This window comes from Synechococcus sp. WH 8016, from assembly GCF_000230675.1.
Lineage (GTDB): Bacteria > Cyanobacteriota > Cyanobacteriia > PCC-6307 > Cyanobiaceae > Synechococcus_C.
Map to the genome: position 1 here is coordinate 44,597 of NZ_AGIK01000008.1, position 15,492 is coordinate 60,088.

At 56.0% G+C, this 15,492-nt stretch carries 13 protein-coding genes; 8 read left to right on the top strand and 5 right to left on the bottom strand.

Translation table 11 applies throughout. The features are described from left to right. The first annotated feature begins 3 nt into the window (after nt 1-3). A complete protein-coding gene (locus SYN8016DRAFT_RS14080; protein ID WP_006855093.1) occupies nt 4-279 on the top strand; it encodes a hypothetical protein in 276 nt (91 codons plus the stop codon). Here SYN8016DRAFT_RS14080 and SYN8016DRAFT_RS14085 read toward each other — a convergent pair. Further along, nucleotides 264-1,802 carry an MFS transporter gene (locus SYN8016DRAFT_RS14085; RefSeq protein ID WP_006855094.1) on the bottom strand — a complete coding sequence of 513 codons (1,539 nt, stop codon included), beginning with the start codon at nt 1,800-1,802 and terminating at the stop codon, nt 264-266. The genes SYN8016DRAFT_RS14080 and SYN8016DRAFT_RS14085 overlap by 16 nt on opposite strands. Nucleotides 1,803-1,974: 172 nt before the next feature. Here SYN8016DRAFT_RS14085 and SYN8016DRAFT_RS14090 point away from each other — a divergent pair, with 172 nt between their 5' ends. The 5 genes from SYN8016DRAFT_RS14090 to SYN8016DRAFT_RS14300 all read left to right on the top strand — a co-directional run bounded on the left by SYN8016DRAFT_RS14090 (nt 1,975) and on the right by SYN8016DRAFT_RS14300 (nt 6,314). Beyond that, the gene (locus SYN8016DRAFT_RS14090) at nt 1,975-4,476 is read left to right on the top strand and encodes a GH116 family glycosyl hydrolase (RefSeq protein ID WP_006855095.1); all 2,502 of its coding nucleotides are present in this window, start codon (nt 1,975-1,977) and stop codon (nt 4,474-4,476) included. Between the two features lie 63 nt (nt 4,477-4,539). Continuing rightward, a complete protein-coding gene (locus tag SYN8016DRAFT_RS14095) occupies nt 4,540-4,782 on the top strand; it encodes a type II toxin-antitoxin system Phd/YefM family antitoxin (protein ID WP_038015063.1) in 243 nt (80 codons plus the stop codon). Then, nucleotides 4,779-5,048: a Txe/YoeB family addiction module toxin gene (locus SYN8016DRAFT_RS14100; protein ID WP_006855097.1), complete on the top strand. Its 270-nt coding sequence runs from the start codon at nt 4,779-4,781 to the stop codon at nt 5,046-5,048. Before SYN8016DRAFT_RS14095 ends, SYN8016DRAFT_RS14100 begins: the two co-directional genes overlap by 4 nt. Nucleotides 5,049-5,092: 44 nt before the next feature. Continuing rightward, nucleotides 5,093-5,455 carry a nucleotidyltransferase domain-containing protein gene (locus SYN8016DRAFT_RS14105; protein ID WP_006855098.1) on the top strand — a complete coding sequence of 121 codons (363 nt, stop codon included), beginning with the start codon at nt 5,093-5,095 and terminating at the stop codon, nt 5,453-5,455. 43 nt (nt 5,456-5,498) lie between these two features. Beyond that, entirely contained in the window at nt 5,499-6,314 is an 816-nt protein-coding gene (locus SYN8016DRAFT_RS14300; RefSeq protein ID WP_006855099.1) for a sulfotransferase, read from the top strand. A 223-nt stretch (nt 6,315-6,537) separates the two neighbouring features. Here the strand turns inward: SYN8016DRAFT_RS14300 and SYN8016DRAFT_RS14115 are convergent, their stop codons facing one another. The 4 genes from SYN8016DRAFT_RS14115 to SYN8016DRAFT_RS14130 are packed head-to-tail and all read right to left on the bottom strand — an operon-like array spanning nt 6,538 to nt 12,126. Beyond that, a complete protein-coding gene (locus SYN8016DRAFT_RS14115) occupies nt 6,538-7,065 on the bottom strand; it encodes a methyltransferase domain-containing protein (protein WP_006855100.1) in 528 nt (175 codons plus the stop codon). Beyond that, nucleotides 7,062-7,973: a hypothetical protein gene (locus SYN8016DRAFT_RS14120; RefSeq protein WP_006855101.1), complete on the bottom strand. Its 912-nt coding sequence runs from the start codon at nt 7,971-7,973 to the stop codon at nt 7,062-7,064. Before SYN8016DRAFT_RS14120 ends, SYN8016DRAFT_RS14115 begins: the two co-directional genes overlap by 4 nt. Beyond that, nucleotides 7,970-8,878, bottom strand: coding sequence for a sulfotransferase family 2 domain-containing protein (locus SYN8016DRAFT_RS14125; RefSeq protein WP_006855102.1), 909 nt, complete (start codon nt 8,876-8,878; stop codon nt 7,970-7,972). Before SYN8016DRAFT_RS14125 ends, SYN8016DRAFT_RS14120 begins: the two co-directional genes overlap by 4 nt. Next, entirely contained in the window at nt 8,878-12,126 is a 3,249-nt protein-coding gene (locus SYN8016DRAFT_RS14130) for a sulfotransferase family 2 domain-containing protein (RefSeq protein WP_006855103.1), read from the bottom strand. The genes SYN8016DRAFT_RS14125 and SYN8016DRAFT_RS14130 overlap by 1 nt, the downstream gene beginning before the upstream one ends. A 4-nt stretch (nt 12,127-12,130) precedes the next feature. Between SYN8016DRAFT_RS14130 and SYN8016DRAFT_RS14135 the strand changes: the two genes are divergently transcribed. Together SYN8016DRAFT_RS14135 and SYN8016DRAFT_RS15130 are read left to right on the top strand one after the other, a co-directional pair. Continuing rightward, on the top strand, nt 12,131-12,400 hold the full coding sequence (locus SYN8016DRAFT_RS14135; RefSeq protein ID WP_038015039.1) for a hypothetical protein: 270 nt from the start codon (nt 12,131-12,133) through the stop codon (nt 12,398-12,400). Nucleotides 12,401-12,482: 82 nt separating this feature from the next. Next, nucleotides 12,483-15,492: hypothetical protein (locus SYN8016DRAFT_RS15130; protein ID WP_159098335.1), on the top strand; the 3,010-nt coding region annotated here is incomplete at its 3' end.

Below are 15,492 nucleotides of genomic sequence, written 5' to 3' on the forward strand. Positions count from 1 at the left end.
GTGATGAAAATGTGCACCAACGGGATCAACGAGCGTCGTCAACGCCTCCACGACATCCTGTTGGCCCTCCTGGCCCAACAGGGTGATTTAGAGCTGATGGATGCGGACAATCCCTCCGGGTTGGTGGGTGGTGGCAGCCGCGATGCGCCCGTCGACGCCGCGCGCTGGTTGGAACGCAATCGACGGGTGTTGCAGCGTTATCAAGCCCTGGTGCGCACAGCGGTCACGCTCGATGCCTTGCTCGATGCGGAAGATGGCATCGCTCAGGAACCCTCTTGATGAAGCAGTTGTTGTTCACGGCCAATGATCAGCAGCAGCAAGCTGATCGCAAACAGCAGTCCCGTGAGCACCGCCACAACTAACATCGTTCCGGCTAGCCCCTGGGTGTAGGCCTCCCGCAGCAGTGTGAGCAGTGGCTGCGACGCCGATCCCTCTAGCGAAATCGGGCTATTGCGCAAAAACAGACGAATCTGCTCATCGAGTTGCGGCAGATGCTCCAGGCCCAGTCCGGCGGCCTGCATGCGGCTGTGGAGATCATGAAACCCAAAGCCGCTGATCATCGTTCCGCTGGCAGCGAGCCCAAAGGCAAAGCCCAGCTGGCCGCTTGTGGTGCGAAAGGCCAGCACCGATCCAAAGCAATCCTCCGGTGCTTCCTGCACAAACAAAGCGGATTGAGGCACCGCCACAAAGGCCAGCCCGAGGCCAGCCAGCATCAACGCCGGCAGCAGCTGCCAATAGGGCGTTTGCACCTGCACGATCGCCATCAGGGCTAGGCCAAGCACCAGCGCCAGGCTGCCTCCCGCCATCAACACCAAGGTGCGCCGGCCCGGCCCCATCCAGCGCCCGGCGTAGATCCCCGCCAGGCCAAAGCAGATCAGAAAGGGCAGCTGAGCGAAGGCCACCGCACTGGTGCTGTAGCCCTGCACCAACTGCCAGAAGTTGCTGGTTTGCAGTTGCACCACCGCCTGCGCCACATTCCAGCCGATCCCGTTGATCACCGCGGCGGCAAAGAAACCACGGAGGTAGAGCCGGGGCGGAAAGATCGGTTGGCGGCTGCGGCGCTCAATCGTGATGTGCAGCACAAATAACAGCAGTCCGCTGCAGGCCGGCAGCCAGAAGCTGGGGCTGCGCAGCCCTAAGGCGGCGTGGTTGATGCCAAATAAAAACAGCACCATCGCGATCGCGATGCTCGCCAGGCCGGGAAGGTCGGGCTTGAGAGCGCGATTGCCTGGAATCGCTGGCAGCAGGGCGGGCAAGAGCAGCAGGCTGCCGCTGCAAATGATCGGCACCAGCAAAAAGGCCAAGCGCCAATGGATTGTGGCCATCCAGCCACCGATCAGCGAGCCGCTGATGAAGCCCACCACGATCAGCAGATTCCAGAGGCCCAGGGCGGCGCTCACGCCAGCGGCGGGTGTCACGAAGCGCACGCTGGCAAAGGTGCCGGTGAGCACCGAGCCGAGGGCGATGCCGGTGAGGGCCCGGCCGAGCAGAAACAGGCCCGGTTCGCCAGCCAGCATTGAAAGCAGATTGCCCACTAGAGCCAGCAGCAGGGAGGCCGCCAGCACCCGTCGCCGTCCAAAACGGTCGCCGAAAAAGCCCATCACCAACACCGATGCGGCTTGGGCCAAGGTGGAGACGCTCGCGCCCAGGGCCAACACAGCGCCATGCATCTGCAGGGCATCGCTGGCTTTCACCAAGGCGATGTTGGCCACGCTGGGGTCGATCAGCTGCAGGCTGGCGAGGATGCCCAGATAGGGGATGCAAGCAAGCGATTGCCATTCCCTCAGACTGCCAATTCTCACTGGGTTCTCACGCGTTCTCAATCAGGTCTTGGTCAACGGCCAAAGGGGCTGGCGGTTGCTGCCGATGACCCTTTGAAGGATGCAGGGGTGAAGGGTTCAGTCGTCTTGCTCCTAGCAAGGCCCTGGCTCTTCTGGCCAGCTCTGGCAATCTGGGTCCACTTTCGGCCTCTGCATGGCACCGCTCGGACTGTCCGCATTGCGTTCACGGCTGAGCCGCGGCTCATCAGGGAAGGGTTGGCAACCACCAGAAGCCAGCTGGAGCCGCTCCTTTGGTTTGGGCTGGTCGTCTCCGTTCACGGTGCGCTATGCCAGCAATCTCGACGACGGCCCCTGGCATGGGATGCCCCTAGGGGGCTTTGGAGCCGGTTGCATTGGCCGTAGTTCCCGGGGTGATTTCAATCTCTGGCACCTCGATGGCGGTGAGCATTGGTACGGAAGCATTCCCGATTGCCAATTCGCGCTCTGGGAAAAGCAAGACGATCAGGTGCGTGTCCATGCCTTGGCCACAGAGCCAACGCGCGATGACTCCAGGCCGGAGTCGGGCAAGCCGCTCAGCAGCTGGCAGTGGTATCCCGCCAGCACGGAGGAGAGCAGCACCGGTACCTATGCCGCTCGCTATCCCCTCAGTTGGAACCACTACGAGGGGGTGTTTCGCGCTGAAGTGAGTTGCGAGGCGTTCAGCCCGATCCTTCCTGGGGATTACCAACGCAGCAGTTATCCGGTGGCGGTGTTCCGCTGGACCCTCACCAATCCCACCACCAAGCCCTTGGAGGTGTCGCTGCTGCTGAGTTGGCGCAACACGGTGGGCTGGTTCACCAATACCGATTCCTCGGCGGAGGTGCATTTCCGCGACGACGGCAGCCCCGAGCACAATTACGCCCCGGCGATTGGAGTGGGCGAGGGCCAGAGCAACCGCTGGATTGATGGCGATGGTCTGTGCGGGGTGCTGCTCGATGGCAAGCGTTCAACACCGCTGGCGGAAGGGGAAGGACAGTGGTGTTTGGCCCTGCCAGACAGGCTGGATGGTGTGGAGCTAATGCGCTGCAGCCGTTGGGATCCCAGCGGTGATGGCGCTGAGCTTTGGCAGCCGTTTGCCGCTGATGGGCTGATCCCCGATAGCAACAACGATCGCGCCAGTCGGGCGGGAGAGCACGCCAGTGCGGCGATCGCCGTGAAACTCACCCTGGCGCCAGGGGAAACCCGCGAGATTCCGGTGGCGATCAGCTGGGATCTGCCGGTCACGAGCTTTGCGACCGGGGTGCGGGACCTGCGCCGTTACAGCGATTTTTATGGCGCTGATGGCTGCCATGCGGCGGCGATTGCGGCAGAAGCCCTGCGCGATTGGCGCTCGTGGCACGAGCAAATCGAAGCCTGGCAAGCGCCGGTGTTGGCGCGCAAGGAGCTTCCCGAGGAGCTGCGCATGGCGCTGTTCAATGAGCTCTACGACCTCGCCAGCGGCGGCAGCCTCTGGACGGCCGCCACCACCAAGGATCCCTACGGCCGCTTTGGGGTGCTGGAGTGCCTCGACTACGCCTGGTACGAAAGCCTTGATGTGCGTTTGTACGGCTCCTTTGCGCTATTGCAGCTCTGGCCGGAGCTGGATAAGGCGGTGATTCGCAGCTTTGCCCGAGCGATTCCAGCGGCCGATGCCACGCAACGGCCGATCGGTTGGTATTTCACCCAGGGCCGCGGCCGGGTGGAAGCGGATCGCAAGGTGAAAGGGGCCACGCCTCATGATTTGGGGGCACCGAATGAGGTGCCGTTTGATGCCACCAACTACACCGCCTATCAGGACTGCAATCTCTGGAAAGACCTCGCCAGTGACTACGTGCTGCAGGTGTGGCGCACCTTCAAATTGGCTCCCACCGGAGAAGACTTGAGCTTTCTGGCGGAGTGCTGGCCTGCGGCGGTGCAGGCCCTCCATTACCTCAAGCAATTTGATGTGAATGACGATGGCCTGCCCGATAACGGCGGGGCGCCGGATCAAACCTTTGATGATTGGCCGCTCAAGGGGGTGAGTGCTTATTGCGGTGCACTTTGGATTGCTGCGTTGGAAGCTGCGCTAGCGATGGCCCAACGGCTGCAGTTGGAGCTGGGGCTTGATACCGGAGACGAGCAGCACACGTTCAGTGGCTGGCTGGAGCAATCGCGCGCCAATTTCGACACGCTCCTCTGGAACGGTGAGTACTACGACATCGATGCCGAAAGCGGTACGCCCGTGGTGATGGCCGATCAGCTCTGCGGTGATTTTTATGCGCGCTTGCTGGAGTTACCGCCTGTGGTGAGTGAGGCCAACAGCCGCAGCACCTTGAAGGCGGTGAAGGAAGCCTGTTTTGACAACTTTGCTGGCGGATTGCTCGGGGTGGCCAATGGCTTGCGCCGCGATGGCACGCCCTTGGATCCGAATGGCACCCATCCTTTGGAGGTGTGGACGGGGATCAACTTTGGAATCGCCAGCTATTACCGCTTGATGGGGGAGGGCCCAACGGCAGAAGCGATCTGCTCCGCGGTGGTAACCCAGGTGTATGCCGGTGGCTTGCAATTCCGCACGCCAGAAGCGATCACGGCCGTGAACACCTTCAGGGCTTGCCACTACCTGCGGGCGATGGCGATTTGGGGCCTTTGGGCCACGCACACGGATTGGGAAACGATTCCGGGCGCGCAGCGGGGATGAAGCCGTGCTCCAGCTACTTTGATCGTGTACGCTTTTGCGTACGTATTGATCATTGGGGTTGAAGTGGCTTCGATTTCCGTGACTGAAGCGCGCAAGCGTTTGTTTGCCTTGGTGGATGAAGTGGGTGAATCCCACGCACCAGTGGAGATCCACGGCAAGCGCGGCAATGCCGTGTTGGTGTCGGAGGAAGATTGGAAGGCGATTCAAGAAACCCTTTATCTCACCTCGATTCCCGGCATGCGGGAGTCGATCCTTGAAGGGATGGCAGCACCGGAATCTGCGCTCAGTGAGACCCCTGGCTGGTGAGCTGGCGCGTGTTGTTTACCCGCCAGGCTCAGCGGGATGCCCGCAAGCTCGGTAGCGCCTCTCCTGCGTTGAAGGCCAAAGCTGAACGTTTGCTTGCCTTGCTCCAAAGCGATCCTTTTCAGAAGCCTCCTCCCTATGAAGCCTTGGTTGGAGATCTCAAGGGTGCCTATTCCCGCCGAATCAATATTCAGCACCGGCTTGTCTATCAGGTGCTTGAAGACGAGCAGATCGTGAAGGTGTTGAGGCTTTGGACTCACTACGCATGAGGATTGGCCTTGCCGGCTTGTTCTGCACGCCATAGGGTTTGAGCATGCACGCGACTGGAACCACAACCAAAAATGCTGTGGCCGCGATTCGAGAGCGGAAAAGGGAGGAGCGCGTCCAAGCCCTCAGGAGCAAAGCCAGCTCATTGCTTTCACATTTTGATGGGTGCAGCCTCTGGTTATTTGGCTTCTTGGCGCGGGGAGATTGGGATGCTTTTTCGGATGTAGATGTGCTTGCGGTCGGCCGTGATCAGGAATGTGCTGATCGATTGTCGGATCAGGTTCTTGCCTGCGGGATGGCGGATGACGTGATCGCGCTCACCGTGCAGGAGTGGCAAAAGTTGCGCCAGGGGCATGACCCCTATTGGCGTGCGATCGCTGTAGATAGCGTCTGCCTGGGCGATCGATGAGTGCACGGATCGACGTCATGGTGCAGTACAGCGAAGTCCAGCAATGACAACACAACTCGCTTTTCAATCGTCGCTGCCACGTTCGGGATCGACTCTGTTCAGCAACATCGTGGGGCAGAACCCTGCCTTTCATGTGACCCCAACATCGGGGTTGTTGGATCTGCTTTATGTGGCCCGCGGGCAGTTCAGCCGCGGCGAGGAATTTAAGGCGCAGAGCCGAGAGGAGATGGAGCGGGCCTTCATCGGCTTTTGCCGCGGAGGGCTGGAGGGCTATGCCAGTGCCCTCACGGATAAGCCCTGGCTGTTGGATAAAAGCCGCGGTTGGAGTGTGCATTACGCCTTCCTGGATGCGTTTTATCCCAACCCCAAAATTGTGTGCATGATCCGCGATCCCCTCGACATTCTCTGTTCGATGGAGCGCAATTTTCGCAAGGCAGGATTGCGTGATCCCGGGATGGTGAATCACAGCGAGATGCTGAACACCAGCTTGGAAAAACGTTTGGATCATTGGGTGGTGTCGCCGCCGGTGGGTTTGGCGATGGAGAGGTTGCAGGAAACGTTGCGCCAGGGCATTGATCAAAAGATTTTGTTCATTCGCTATGAGGATTTATGCGCTAACCCGCGTTTGGAACTGGAGCGTTTTTATTCCTATGTAGGCCTCCCCTATTGCCCTGCCCATGATTTCAACCATGTGGAGCAAATCACTGTTGAAGATGATGAGGTGTATGGGGTGTTTGGTGATCATCAGATCCGCCACAAGGTGGAACCGCAGCCCAGCCAGGCTTTAGAGGTGTTTGGACCGGGCTTATGCGATTGGATTCGTGAGCGCTACGGCTGGTTTTATGAACGGTTTGGGTGAGCTAAATGCCGAAGCGGCGCAATTGGATTCGATTCACGCGCAGCACACAGGTTTGAAGTCTCCTGGGGCGATGCGAGATTAGATCCAAATCGGTCCCAATTTCAATACCTCGCTGGACGAGTTGTATGACGGGGCTATTCAGCCTTCTCGGTGCAATCAGCCATGAGCCGAATTTTGTTCGACACCCATCTGCTGCTGTGGTGTCTCATAAACAATCTTTATACTAGTTCTTTTCGGCCTGTAGTCGCCAAATAAGGTGCGAATGATCCCACAGTTGGTTGAGTAACAAGAATTGTCCTTTAAAGCCATATCTTTGTCCTAATTCGAGACCCCAAGGATCGATCAAGCTGCCATCTATTTGGGGCCTGCGAGCGAAGTAGCTCACAGTCGTGTCGGTAATAATGTTTACGTGAGTTGGGTCTTGGAAGCATTCAGGATGTGGGAATGCAGGGGTTCGTGCGTAAAATATACCTTGAGGTTTCAAGACACGCCAAATTTCGCTCATCGTTTCAATAAAAGGGTTCGTCATTTCACCATCCTTCCAAAGTGATCTCGGTAAATGTTCTAGAAAGTCAAAAGCAGTTACAACATCAACACTGGAGTTTTCAAGAGGGATCGTTTCTATGCCGACCCAGCAATTCAATACATTTTCGCCTATTGCTTGAGAATCAATCCCAATGACGCGATCAGCGTTAAAAGGATTGGCTGGATGAGGACCGCTCCCTAGATCGAGAGCAATGGTTTCGCTCATGTCAAAGCCTCCTCTAAGTCTTTGTATAAAACTTGATCCACTGAAAAGCCCATCGCACCCATTAATCGTTGTCTAACTAGTAGCTCCTCTTCCTTGCTGAGCAAGCCATTGGAGAAACGCTTTTCTAGGGAGCTAAAGGCGCGGACGTGGGTGAGAGGGGTGCAATCGATGGCAGCAAATCTCCAAATATTGAGGTGAGCGGCGCAGAGAGGCATCGCGAATCGATCGAGGCCATACCCACTGCGTACGCCTTGGAGAAACGGCATGGAGGCATCGAGCAAATCACGACGCAAAAAAGGAGCCATGATTTCAATAATCGGTACTCTGTGCAGACTGCTGCCCACCCTTTGGCGTAACCAGCCGTATTCCTGGCAAAGGCTGCTGCTAAAACTCACCGCCGGCTGGGCGGCACTGAGGTTGTAAATGCGAGCTGTGGCCAACAAGGTTTGGATGTCGCTGCTGCGCAGCAAGACGTCGTCATCAATGAAGCCCATGTAATGACCAGGCCCAGGAGGAGGGAGCTGGCGCCAGGCTTCTTCCATCAGATGGCCTTTGCATTCAGTGGCCACACTGAGCACCTCAAACCCGTGGGGGTTGCTGCCCGCTTTGAGGCCTTCACCCGTCCAATCAAAGAGCACCACCCGGCAGGGCAAGGGTTGATCCAACACCACGCAGTGCTTGCCGCGTTCACAGGCAATCACCACCAGGTCCTCGGCGCTGGCCCCTGGATTCACGATTGGAGCCCCTGCGTTGATCGGATCGTGTTGTTCAAGCTGCTGAACAGCAGCCAGCATCTCTGGCAAAAACTGATCGCTATGGCTGCCCAGCACCCAACGGGCCCATTGTTGGCGTTCCGCTTCCGGGCGATCTCGCATCAAGGGAGGGAAGTTGGGTGTGGGAAGTGTCATGGTTGAGACCCGTGAGGCGCCGCCTCCGCCACACCTCCCAGCAGCCGCTGGGCTAATTCCAGAAAGGCCCAATCGGCGGCATAAAAGCGATGCAATGCAGCAATGGCTTCTGGGCTGAGTTGATCCCGGTGCAGACGTCTCCAGGGATTGGCTTGTTCCAGGTTTTGGGACACATGTTGCGGGGTGGTGTCGAGCTGGATGCCAGCGGATTGGCCCCATTGCTGTAGGAGCCAATCGATCTGCTCCATGCCCAAAACAGTGGCGTAGGGCCGGGGGTCGCCGCCGAGATAGCTCACCTGGGGAATCGTGTGGTGGCTCCAATCGAGATGGCACTGAATCCATGCCGGTAGCTGCAGCGCAGCGGCATTCATGGCCTCTACAGGATCAACGTTGTCGTCAAAGCTGCGTACCCCTTGCTCTGCAAACAGCTGTTGGTGGAAGGCAAGCGCCTGTTCGTAGGCCTGTGGGTTGCCTTGGCAAAGATCATCAAATTTGGCATGGATGCGGCCGCTGGTGAGCTCTATCAAGTGGCTGCGACAGGCCGACACGTAGCGATCAATTGGATCGCGCCAGATCGCTACCAAGGCTCGGTGCTCTGCGACGGCGCTGAGCTCAGCTGGCCGCAGCCAGTGGGTGCTGGGCAATACGGCCTGATGGATGTCTGCAGTGAGCTGTGCCGTAGGTGTCCCCTGCAGTTGCAGCCAGGCGCGCTTGAGAGTGGAGCAGCCATTTTTAGGAATCCACACCAAGCCAGCATCGGCGCCTAGAGGCAGCAGGGGCGTAAGGGTTTCGCCTTGGCGCAAGCGCAGCTGAATCTGGGCCCAGTCTTCTCCGCTTTGAGCACGCAACCCTGGAATCGGATCGCTGGCTAGTAGCTGAAGAGGTGCTGAGGATGAGCTGTTCATCAGGCGGCCGCGCTTGATTGCTGGGCCAACGGCAAAATTTCGCTGGGTTGTTGGCCCACGCTTGGTGTTCGCCGGCAGATGGTTTCCACTGCGGTTTGGAAGGCCTCTGCCACGCTTTTATCAAGAAAAAGGCGCTGCTTGCGTTCTTGAATCGCTTGTTTCATCGCTTGATAAAAGGCAGGATCGTCGAGCAGTTTGCTGGAGATGGCGATGTAATCGTCGGCGTTGTTGGCGATCAGCTCAGGGAGCTCGAGCACCTCGAGCATGGCCACGGTGTGGCGGCCGCGCATGAAGGCTGTGGGCAAGGTCACCACAGGGCAGTCCAGCGAGAACGATTGCAAGGAGCTGTTGCCACCGTTCCAATCGATCGTGTCGATGGTGTGGTGGCTGATCGCAAACAAACCCATGAAGTCGCCGTAATCGAGTCTGGGCAGGATGCGCAGATGGTTATCGATCTCTAAGCCGCGCTGCTCGAAATGGGGCTTCATCCGCTCGAGCAAACGCTCGGCGATGCCACCACTGCCCATGTGGCCTACGAGCACGATGAAGGCCTCGGGGTGACGTGAGGCAATCTCCGCAAAGGTCCAGTCGTTACGCGGCAGGTATTTGAAGGTGCTTTGCAGCGAATTGAGGATGGGCCGATCGCGCGGCAGGTCGTATTTGTCGTAGAGGAGCTGGCCATCGTGAATGGCGGCGGGGATTTCGTAGTTCAGTCCTGTTTTGGGAAGTCTGTACAGGGTTTCGCTGTAGTGAGCCTCATTGCCATCCGGTTCCATGTCGGCGCCCGATAAGTAGTAGTGGATGGTGCGCGAACCGCTACTAATCGGATGGCCCCAGCCCTGACCTTGCACGGGCGCGAGCTGCAACACCGAGGTGACCTTGCTCGAGGGGTGCATGCCGATATCGGTAAAGATCAAGAGATCGAGCTGGTCGTCCAGGATTTGCTGGAGCATCGCCTCGGGGTTTTCGGCCCGCAGCGGCAGATGCCGGTAGGTGCCCAGAGCCGCGAAGCGTTGGCTGCCGCTGTCTTCTCCATCAGCGGTGTTGTAGGCGAAGATCTCGTAGCCAGGATTTCCGGCAATCCCTTCCAGCCAACCGAGGGCCCAGATCGAGCCGTTGTGGTTGATCAAATGGGGGGAAATCACGCCTACGCGCAGAGGAGATGTATCGGCGGGGTTGCGTTGGGGTAGGGGTTGCATGAACGCTCCCAGCCTGGGGCGCAGGATCCGGTCAAGGATGCCGGCATAGAGCTCCTGCAAAGGCCGATCGTCTTCCATCTGATAGGCGAGATAGAAGTTGGTGAGCGACCAGGCATGGGCATAGAGCAGCTCCCAGGCGGGATCCTCCTGGGTGATTCCCTCTAGGAGCCCGTAGAGCTCTGCGCAATCATCCTCCCAGCGCTGTCGGACTGTGCTTACTTGCTCGTCTGTGCTGTAAAGCACTGGCAACGCATGCAGGCGTGCCATCAATTGCACGCGCCGATCGCTATGGCATTGATCAGCGGCGGTGAGCCCTTCCTCGTAGCGATCAAGTTCTGTGAGGCAAGCGATTGCTCCCTGCAACCCCACGACCTGTTCAAAGGCGGAGAGTCCGTTGATCGCACCAAACAGCTTGAATTGCTCTAAAGCATCGCCATGGCGTTTCTCTTGAATCAGCGCTTGGGCGAGGTTTTGGCGTGATGGCTTGAAATCGGAGGCAATGGAGAGGGCTTGGCGGTAGCTGGCCATCGCCGGCTCCATTTGCTTGAGATTGGCGTAGGCCAAGCCCATGTTGTTCCAGGCATCGGGGTAGGCAGGGGCGTGCTCCAGGCAAAGCCGAAAGGCTTCAATCGCCTCGGGGTCGCGCTTGTGATCCCTGAGCAAATTGCCAAGCGAAAAGGCGGCTTGGGAAAAGTTGGGTTGGTCACGCAGCAGCAAACGCAGTTCCCGCTCGGCGGCCTCAGGATCACCTGAATCAATCAGGGCTAGTGCTCGGTTTTGCCTCGCTTCTCCAAACCCAGGGAAGAGGGCAATCGCTTCGTTGTAGAGGCGGAGCCCCTCCTCCGTATTGCCTAAAGCGCGGCAGGCATTGCCGCCGTTGAACAACACATAGGGGGTGAGAAACCCCCTTGTTTGGGCTGCTTCATAGGAGCGCAACGCCAACTCGTGTTGATTCAGCAGGCCGTGGGCAAGGCCTTCTAAGTAAGCGATCTCACCGGCATGGGGATGGCCTTGCAGGGATGCGGTTTGATCAAGAATTTCTTGCGGCCGGTTTTGGCTTAGCGCTTCATAGAGGTGGGCCAGACCCGCTTCCGGAGAGTTGTGGTTGGGCCACTGCCCGCTGGGAGGCTGGAGTTCGGGCAAGGGAGGCTGCTGTAGCTGCTGCTGAGCGAGAGCTAACTGTTGCTGGAGATCCAGCAGTTGTTGCTGCAGTCCAGAAATCTGCAGGTGGCGATCGCGCAGCTGTTGGAGTGGATCAACAAGGGCATCTGCATCGGCTGCGGCCAGGGGGCGCACCTTGTCGCTGCGGCGGCGGGGTATGGCGTAGTTGTAAGCCTTGAGATCGTCTGCGTATAAGCGTTCAAGCAGGGCTAACCCCTCTTTGCCAAAGGCGTCGTCCCAGCGTTTGCCTAAGCGTTGGCGGTAGCGCTGGTCGTAGGTCTGCAGTTCTTTGCGAATGCGCAGCAGGCGATCCGCTGGGAGAAGTGGTTCGAGGAGGGGCGGCAACTGCTTAATCAGCTGATCACGGTCGAGCCATTGGTTAAAAAAGCTTCCATCACCAAGACACTCCGCTTGGGGCCTTAGGTGGCCATCGTTTTTTAGCAACTCCCAATGCTCGCTGAGGTAGGCGAGGAAATCATGAAAGCGGCAAGGCTCTGCTGGATTGTTGCTGCAACTGGCTTGCACCGATGCATTCAGGGGCGCGTAAGCGGGATCTGCCAGATGAAGCTTGTCGTGCCAAAACGAAAGCAAGCGCTCTCCCGGATGGCGGGTTACGGCAAGCCTTAGTGCGTGGGGATCGTCTAGAAGCTTTTTCTGCTCCTCACTAGAAAGGTCAGTGAAGGCGGGTAAGCCATGCCGATTGGCCCGGTGGATGGCAAGGGCAGGGCGCGTTTCACCGATCGCGGCGCCTTCAAATGGTTCGCGGCCAGAGGCAATCACCGCCAGCCGCTTCAGCAACGTAGAGCTTGTTTTGGGAATTGGTGCTAAGCACCAACGCTGTTCAGGAACGCTGAGCACTGCGCCAGGCAACAAAGAAACAGCGCTCATCGCCTTGAAAGAAGGATCGAACGAATGTATCGGCTTTTTGCTTGGAAAGCTCATCAAGGTGGAATCTAGATTTGAGACAAGGTTTGGCTTGATCAAGTGCGGAAGATTGGCTTGCCTAGGTGGCTTTGGGATTGAGATTTTAAAAATGATTCCAATCGTGCTGGTACCGGTGAGACTCACGCGCTTTTTCGCTGTTTCTCAGGAAAAACTCAGCAAAGTGAATTTCTATCAACAAATTCATTCCAATGCTTTTCCTCCTTGGATCTGTCCTTAAAGCAGGTGGATTCCGTCGGGGTGGAACAAAGCGAAAGAGTTCTCGAACTAAACGCTGGAGCCGTGCCTCAAGGGTGGTTCTAATGAGTTGGGCCGTTGTTGGACAGCTTGGAACTGTTGGTGTCCTTCTTCAGCATCTTGATGTAAAGCCTGTTTTGGCTGACACCGTTCCTAACAGCTACGGAGGAACTCCTACTGGAGTAGGTGCAAGCAAAGATGAACCTACTACTTTTAACAGTAGGGGATCTATGGCGATCGGATATGCTGCTAGTGCAGGATATGAAACGGACAATATAGGGAATGCTAAGGGTATAAATAATGGAAGTTCTATCGCGATTGGAACGCTCACAAATGCTTCTCAATATGGTGCTGTCGCTATTGGCATTGGCGCTGTCACAAACCGAGAGAATCAAATTGTTTTAGGGGCTTCAACTAATCTCGTTGGAACGAGTGGCTTTACTTATGCCAATGCAAACAAAACAACAGTTACTGTTCCAAATCTTTCAGGTTCTAGTTCTGCACTCGTAGCTGCCAATGAAGATGGAACGTTGTATCGATATGAAGGTGCAGGTGGATTAGATAATCTGGATTGTGTGGGTGTAGGCGATAACGCCGTTTGTTATGGCATAGGCGCAAATGCCACAGGTAAAAACACGACTGCTATTGGTGCGTATGCCAATGCGGCATCATCAACTGGAACACAGATATTTGGTGCCACCGCTATTGGATCAAGTTCTGAAGCACGTGGCACAAATTCCACCGCTGTTGGTGCTGAAGCTAAGGCACAAGCCAACAGAACTACCGTTTTGGGGGTGGGGGCAACTGCTGCAAGTAATGGCTCTTCAGCAGTTGGGTATCTTGCGACTTCTTCTGGCTACCGAAGCCAATCCTTTGGTGCTTATTCGAATGCAACTCAAAATTCGGCGTCTGCATTTGGTTTTCAAGCGCAGGCTCTCGGAAACCGATCATTAGCTTTTGGTGCTTATTCAAATGCAACTGATAATGCTGCAATCGCCATTGGAGTTAGCTCCAGTGCAACTGGACTTCAATCTTTAGCCATTGGATCCAATGCCAGTGCTACAGGCCAAAAAGCAATTGCATTAGGCAGTCAATCTCAAGCCAATGCTTTTAGGTCCACGGCCTTCGGTACCCTTAGCGTTGCCAGTGCGGCAAATGCACAAGCCATAGGAAGTGAGGCAAATGCATCCCAAGTTAACTCTACTGCCGTTGGAACAGTTGCCAAGGCTAGTGGTAAGTACGCCAGTGCATTTGGAACATCGGCCAATGCCAGTGGCCTAGCTTCGATGGCCTTTGGCGCAGGTGCGAATGCCAGCGATACTGGCGCGATTGCCCATGGCGTGAATTCGATAGCGTCTGGAGCTAATTCATCAACCTTCGGTACAGCATCCACCGCAACTAAAGAGGATGCCATCGCTTTTGGATATTCAGCAGCAGCTTCTGGAATTGATTCGATTGCTATTGGTAAATCTTCAATTGCTAGCAACACAAACGCAACAGCCATTGGTACAGAAGCCAATGCAAGTGGAGTTAATTCAAGTGCTTATGGCGATAGTTCAATAGCTAGTGGGGCTGATAGTTCAGCATTTGGATTTAATGCGAAAGCAACCGCATTGGATTCAACGAGTTTTGGCGTTTCAGCAAGAGCATTAGCGAATCAATCCATTGCTATCGGACGAGCCTCTAAGGCCAATGCAAGCGGTTCTGTCGCAGTTGGTCACGTGGCAGTTGCTTCAGGTTATCGCTCCTCAGCTTTTGGCAAAAATGCTAATGCCAGTGGCACCTACTCCACATCCATTGGTGCTTTTGCGAATTCTGCTAACAATGATGCTCTAGCAATCGGCTACTCATCACTTGCCTCCGCAGAAGATGCAATTGCTATTGGTACATTCTCAGTAGCAAGTGAAACCAATTCAACAGCGATTGGTACGGAAGCCAAGGCTACAAAGGTCAATTCCAGTGCTTTTGGTGATGCCGCTGAAGCGTCCGGTAATCAAGCCACTGCGTTTGGTGCTGGCTCAGTAGCGACGAAAGAAAATGCCACAGCAATTGGAGAGAAGGCGGAGGCTTCTGGCACTCAATCAACGGCCGTTGGCAGACAATCTTTAGCCAGCATGCACGATGCCACAGCTCTTGGCACAGTCAGTAAAGCAACAAAAGAGCGAGCTACTGCAATTGGTGTTTTAACCAAAGCCAGTGGTAAGTGTTCAACAGCTGTGGGTGCCTTAGCCGTTGCTAATGGCTTCCTTTCGCAAGCTTTTGGTGCCAATGCAACCGCTTCTGGCACGAACTCCACTGCTCTTGGCAGCTATTCCAAGTCAATCAAAACGAATTCAACAGCCATCGGTACAGGGTCAGTTACCACACGTGATGATCAATTAATACTGGGTAAGAGTGATACACAGGTCACGGTTTCTAATATTGCGACCGATAGTTCAGCAACAGATGGAAGTCAGTTTGAGATGGTTGTCGCTAATGGGGATGGAACTCTGTCTGGGATTCAGGTTGGGGATGGTCTGACAATTAATAATGGTGGTCAATTAGAAGTGAACACTGGTGGTAATAATATTATTGTCAACCCTAATGGATCGCTCAGTACACCAAATACATCGGTCATTTCTGGAACAGTTACAGCAACGGGAGATGATGAAACTCAACTAACAACAAGAAAAGAGAACGGCACAATTGTTACTGGTGTTTGGAATAGCGCGAACTCAACCAGTGTTTTTGCTGTTCAAGCGAATGAATCTGTTGTTAGCGGTGGAGATAATATTGCTGTTGCTTCTAGCAATGACGGCCGGGTCACTACCTATAGCGTTAGCGGATATAACGCGACAACCCAAGCAGGTGCAGTTGCTGGTGGGGCTGCTTCTACCAGTAACGGTGTCACCGTTACCTCTAAATACGACGCCGGAACTCAAACAACGAGTTATGGCGTTGAGGTTGCAACGGGTAATGGTTTAACCATCAACAACGGCCAGCTCGAAGTTAACACTGGTGGTAACAACATCATCGTGAACCCCAATGGATCGCTCAGTACACCAAATACCTCCGTCATTTCCGGAACAGTTACAG

Bases quoted from the DNA above. Each gene is read 5' to 3' on its own strand.
- SYN8016DRAFT_RS14120 (WP_006855101.1), bottom strand. From the start codon at position 7,973: ATGACACTTCCCACACCCAACTTCCCTCCCTTGATGCGAGATCGCCCG.
- SYN8016DRAFT_RS14300 (WP_006855099.1), top strand. From the start codon at position 5,499: ATGACAACACAACTCGCTTTTCAATCGTCGCTGCCACGTTCGGGATCG.
- SYN8016DRAFT_RS14090 (WP_006855095.1), top strand. From the start codon at position 1,975: ATGGCACCGCTCGGACTGTCCGCATTGCGTTCACGGCTGAGCCGCGGC.
- SYN8016DRAFT_RS14125 (WP_006855102.1), bottom strand. From the start codon at position 8,878: ATGAACAGCTCATCCTCAGCACCTCTTCAGCTACTAGCCAGCGATCCG.
- SYN8016DRAFT_RS14080 (WP_006855093.1), top strand. From the start codon at position 4: ATGAAAATGTGCACCAACGGGATCAACGAGCGTCGTCAACGCCTCCAC.
- SYN8016DRAFT_RS14130 (WP_006855103.1), bottom strand. From the start codon at position 12,126: ATGAGCGCTGTTTCTTTGTTGCCTGGCGCAGTGCTCAGCGTTCCTGAA.
- SYN8016DRAFT_RS14105 (WP_006855098.1), top strand. From the start codon at position 5,093: ATGCACGCGACTGGAACCACAACCAAAAATGCTGTGGCCGCGATTCGA.
- SYN8016DRAFT_RS14115 (WP_006855100.1), bottom strand. From the start codon at position 7,065: ATGAGCGAAACCATTGCTCTCGATCTAGGGAGCGGTCCTCATCCAGCC.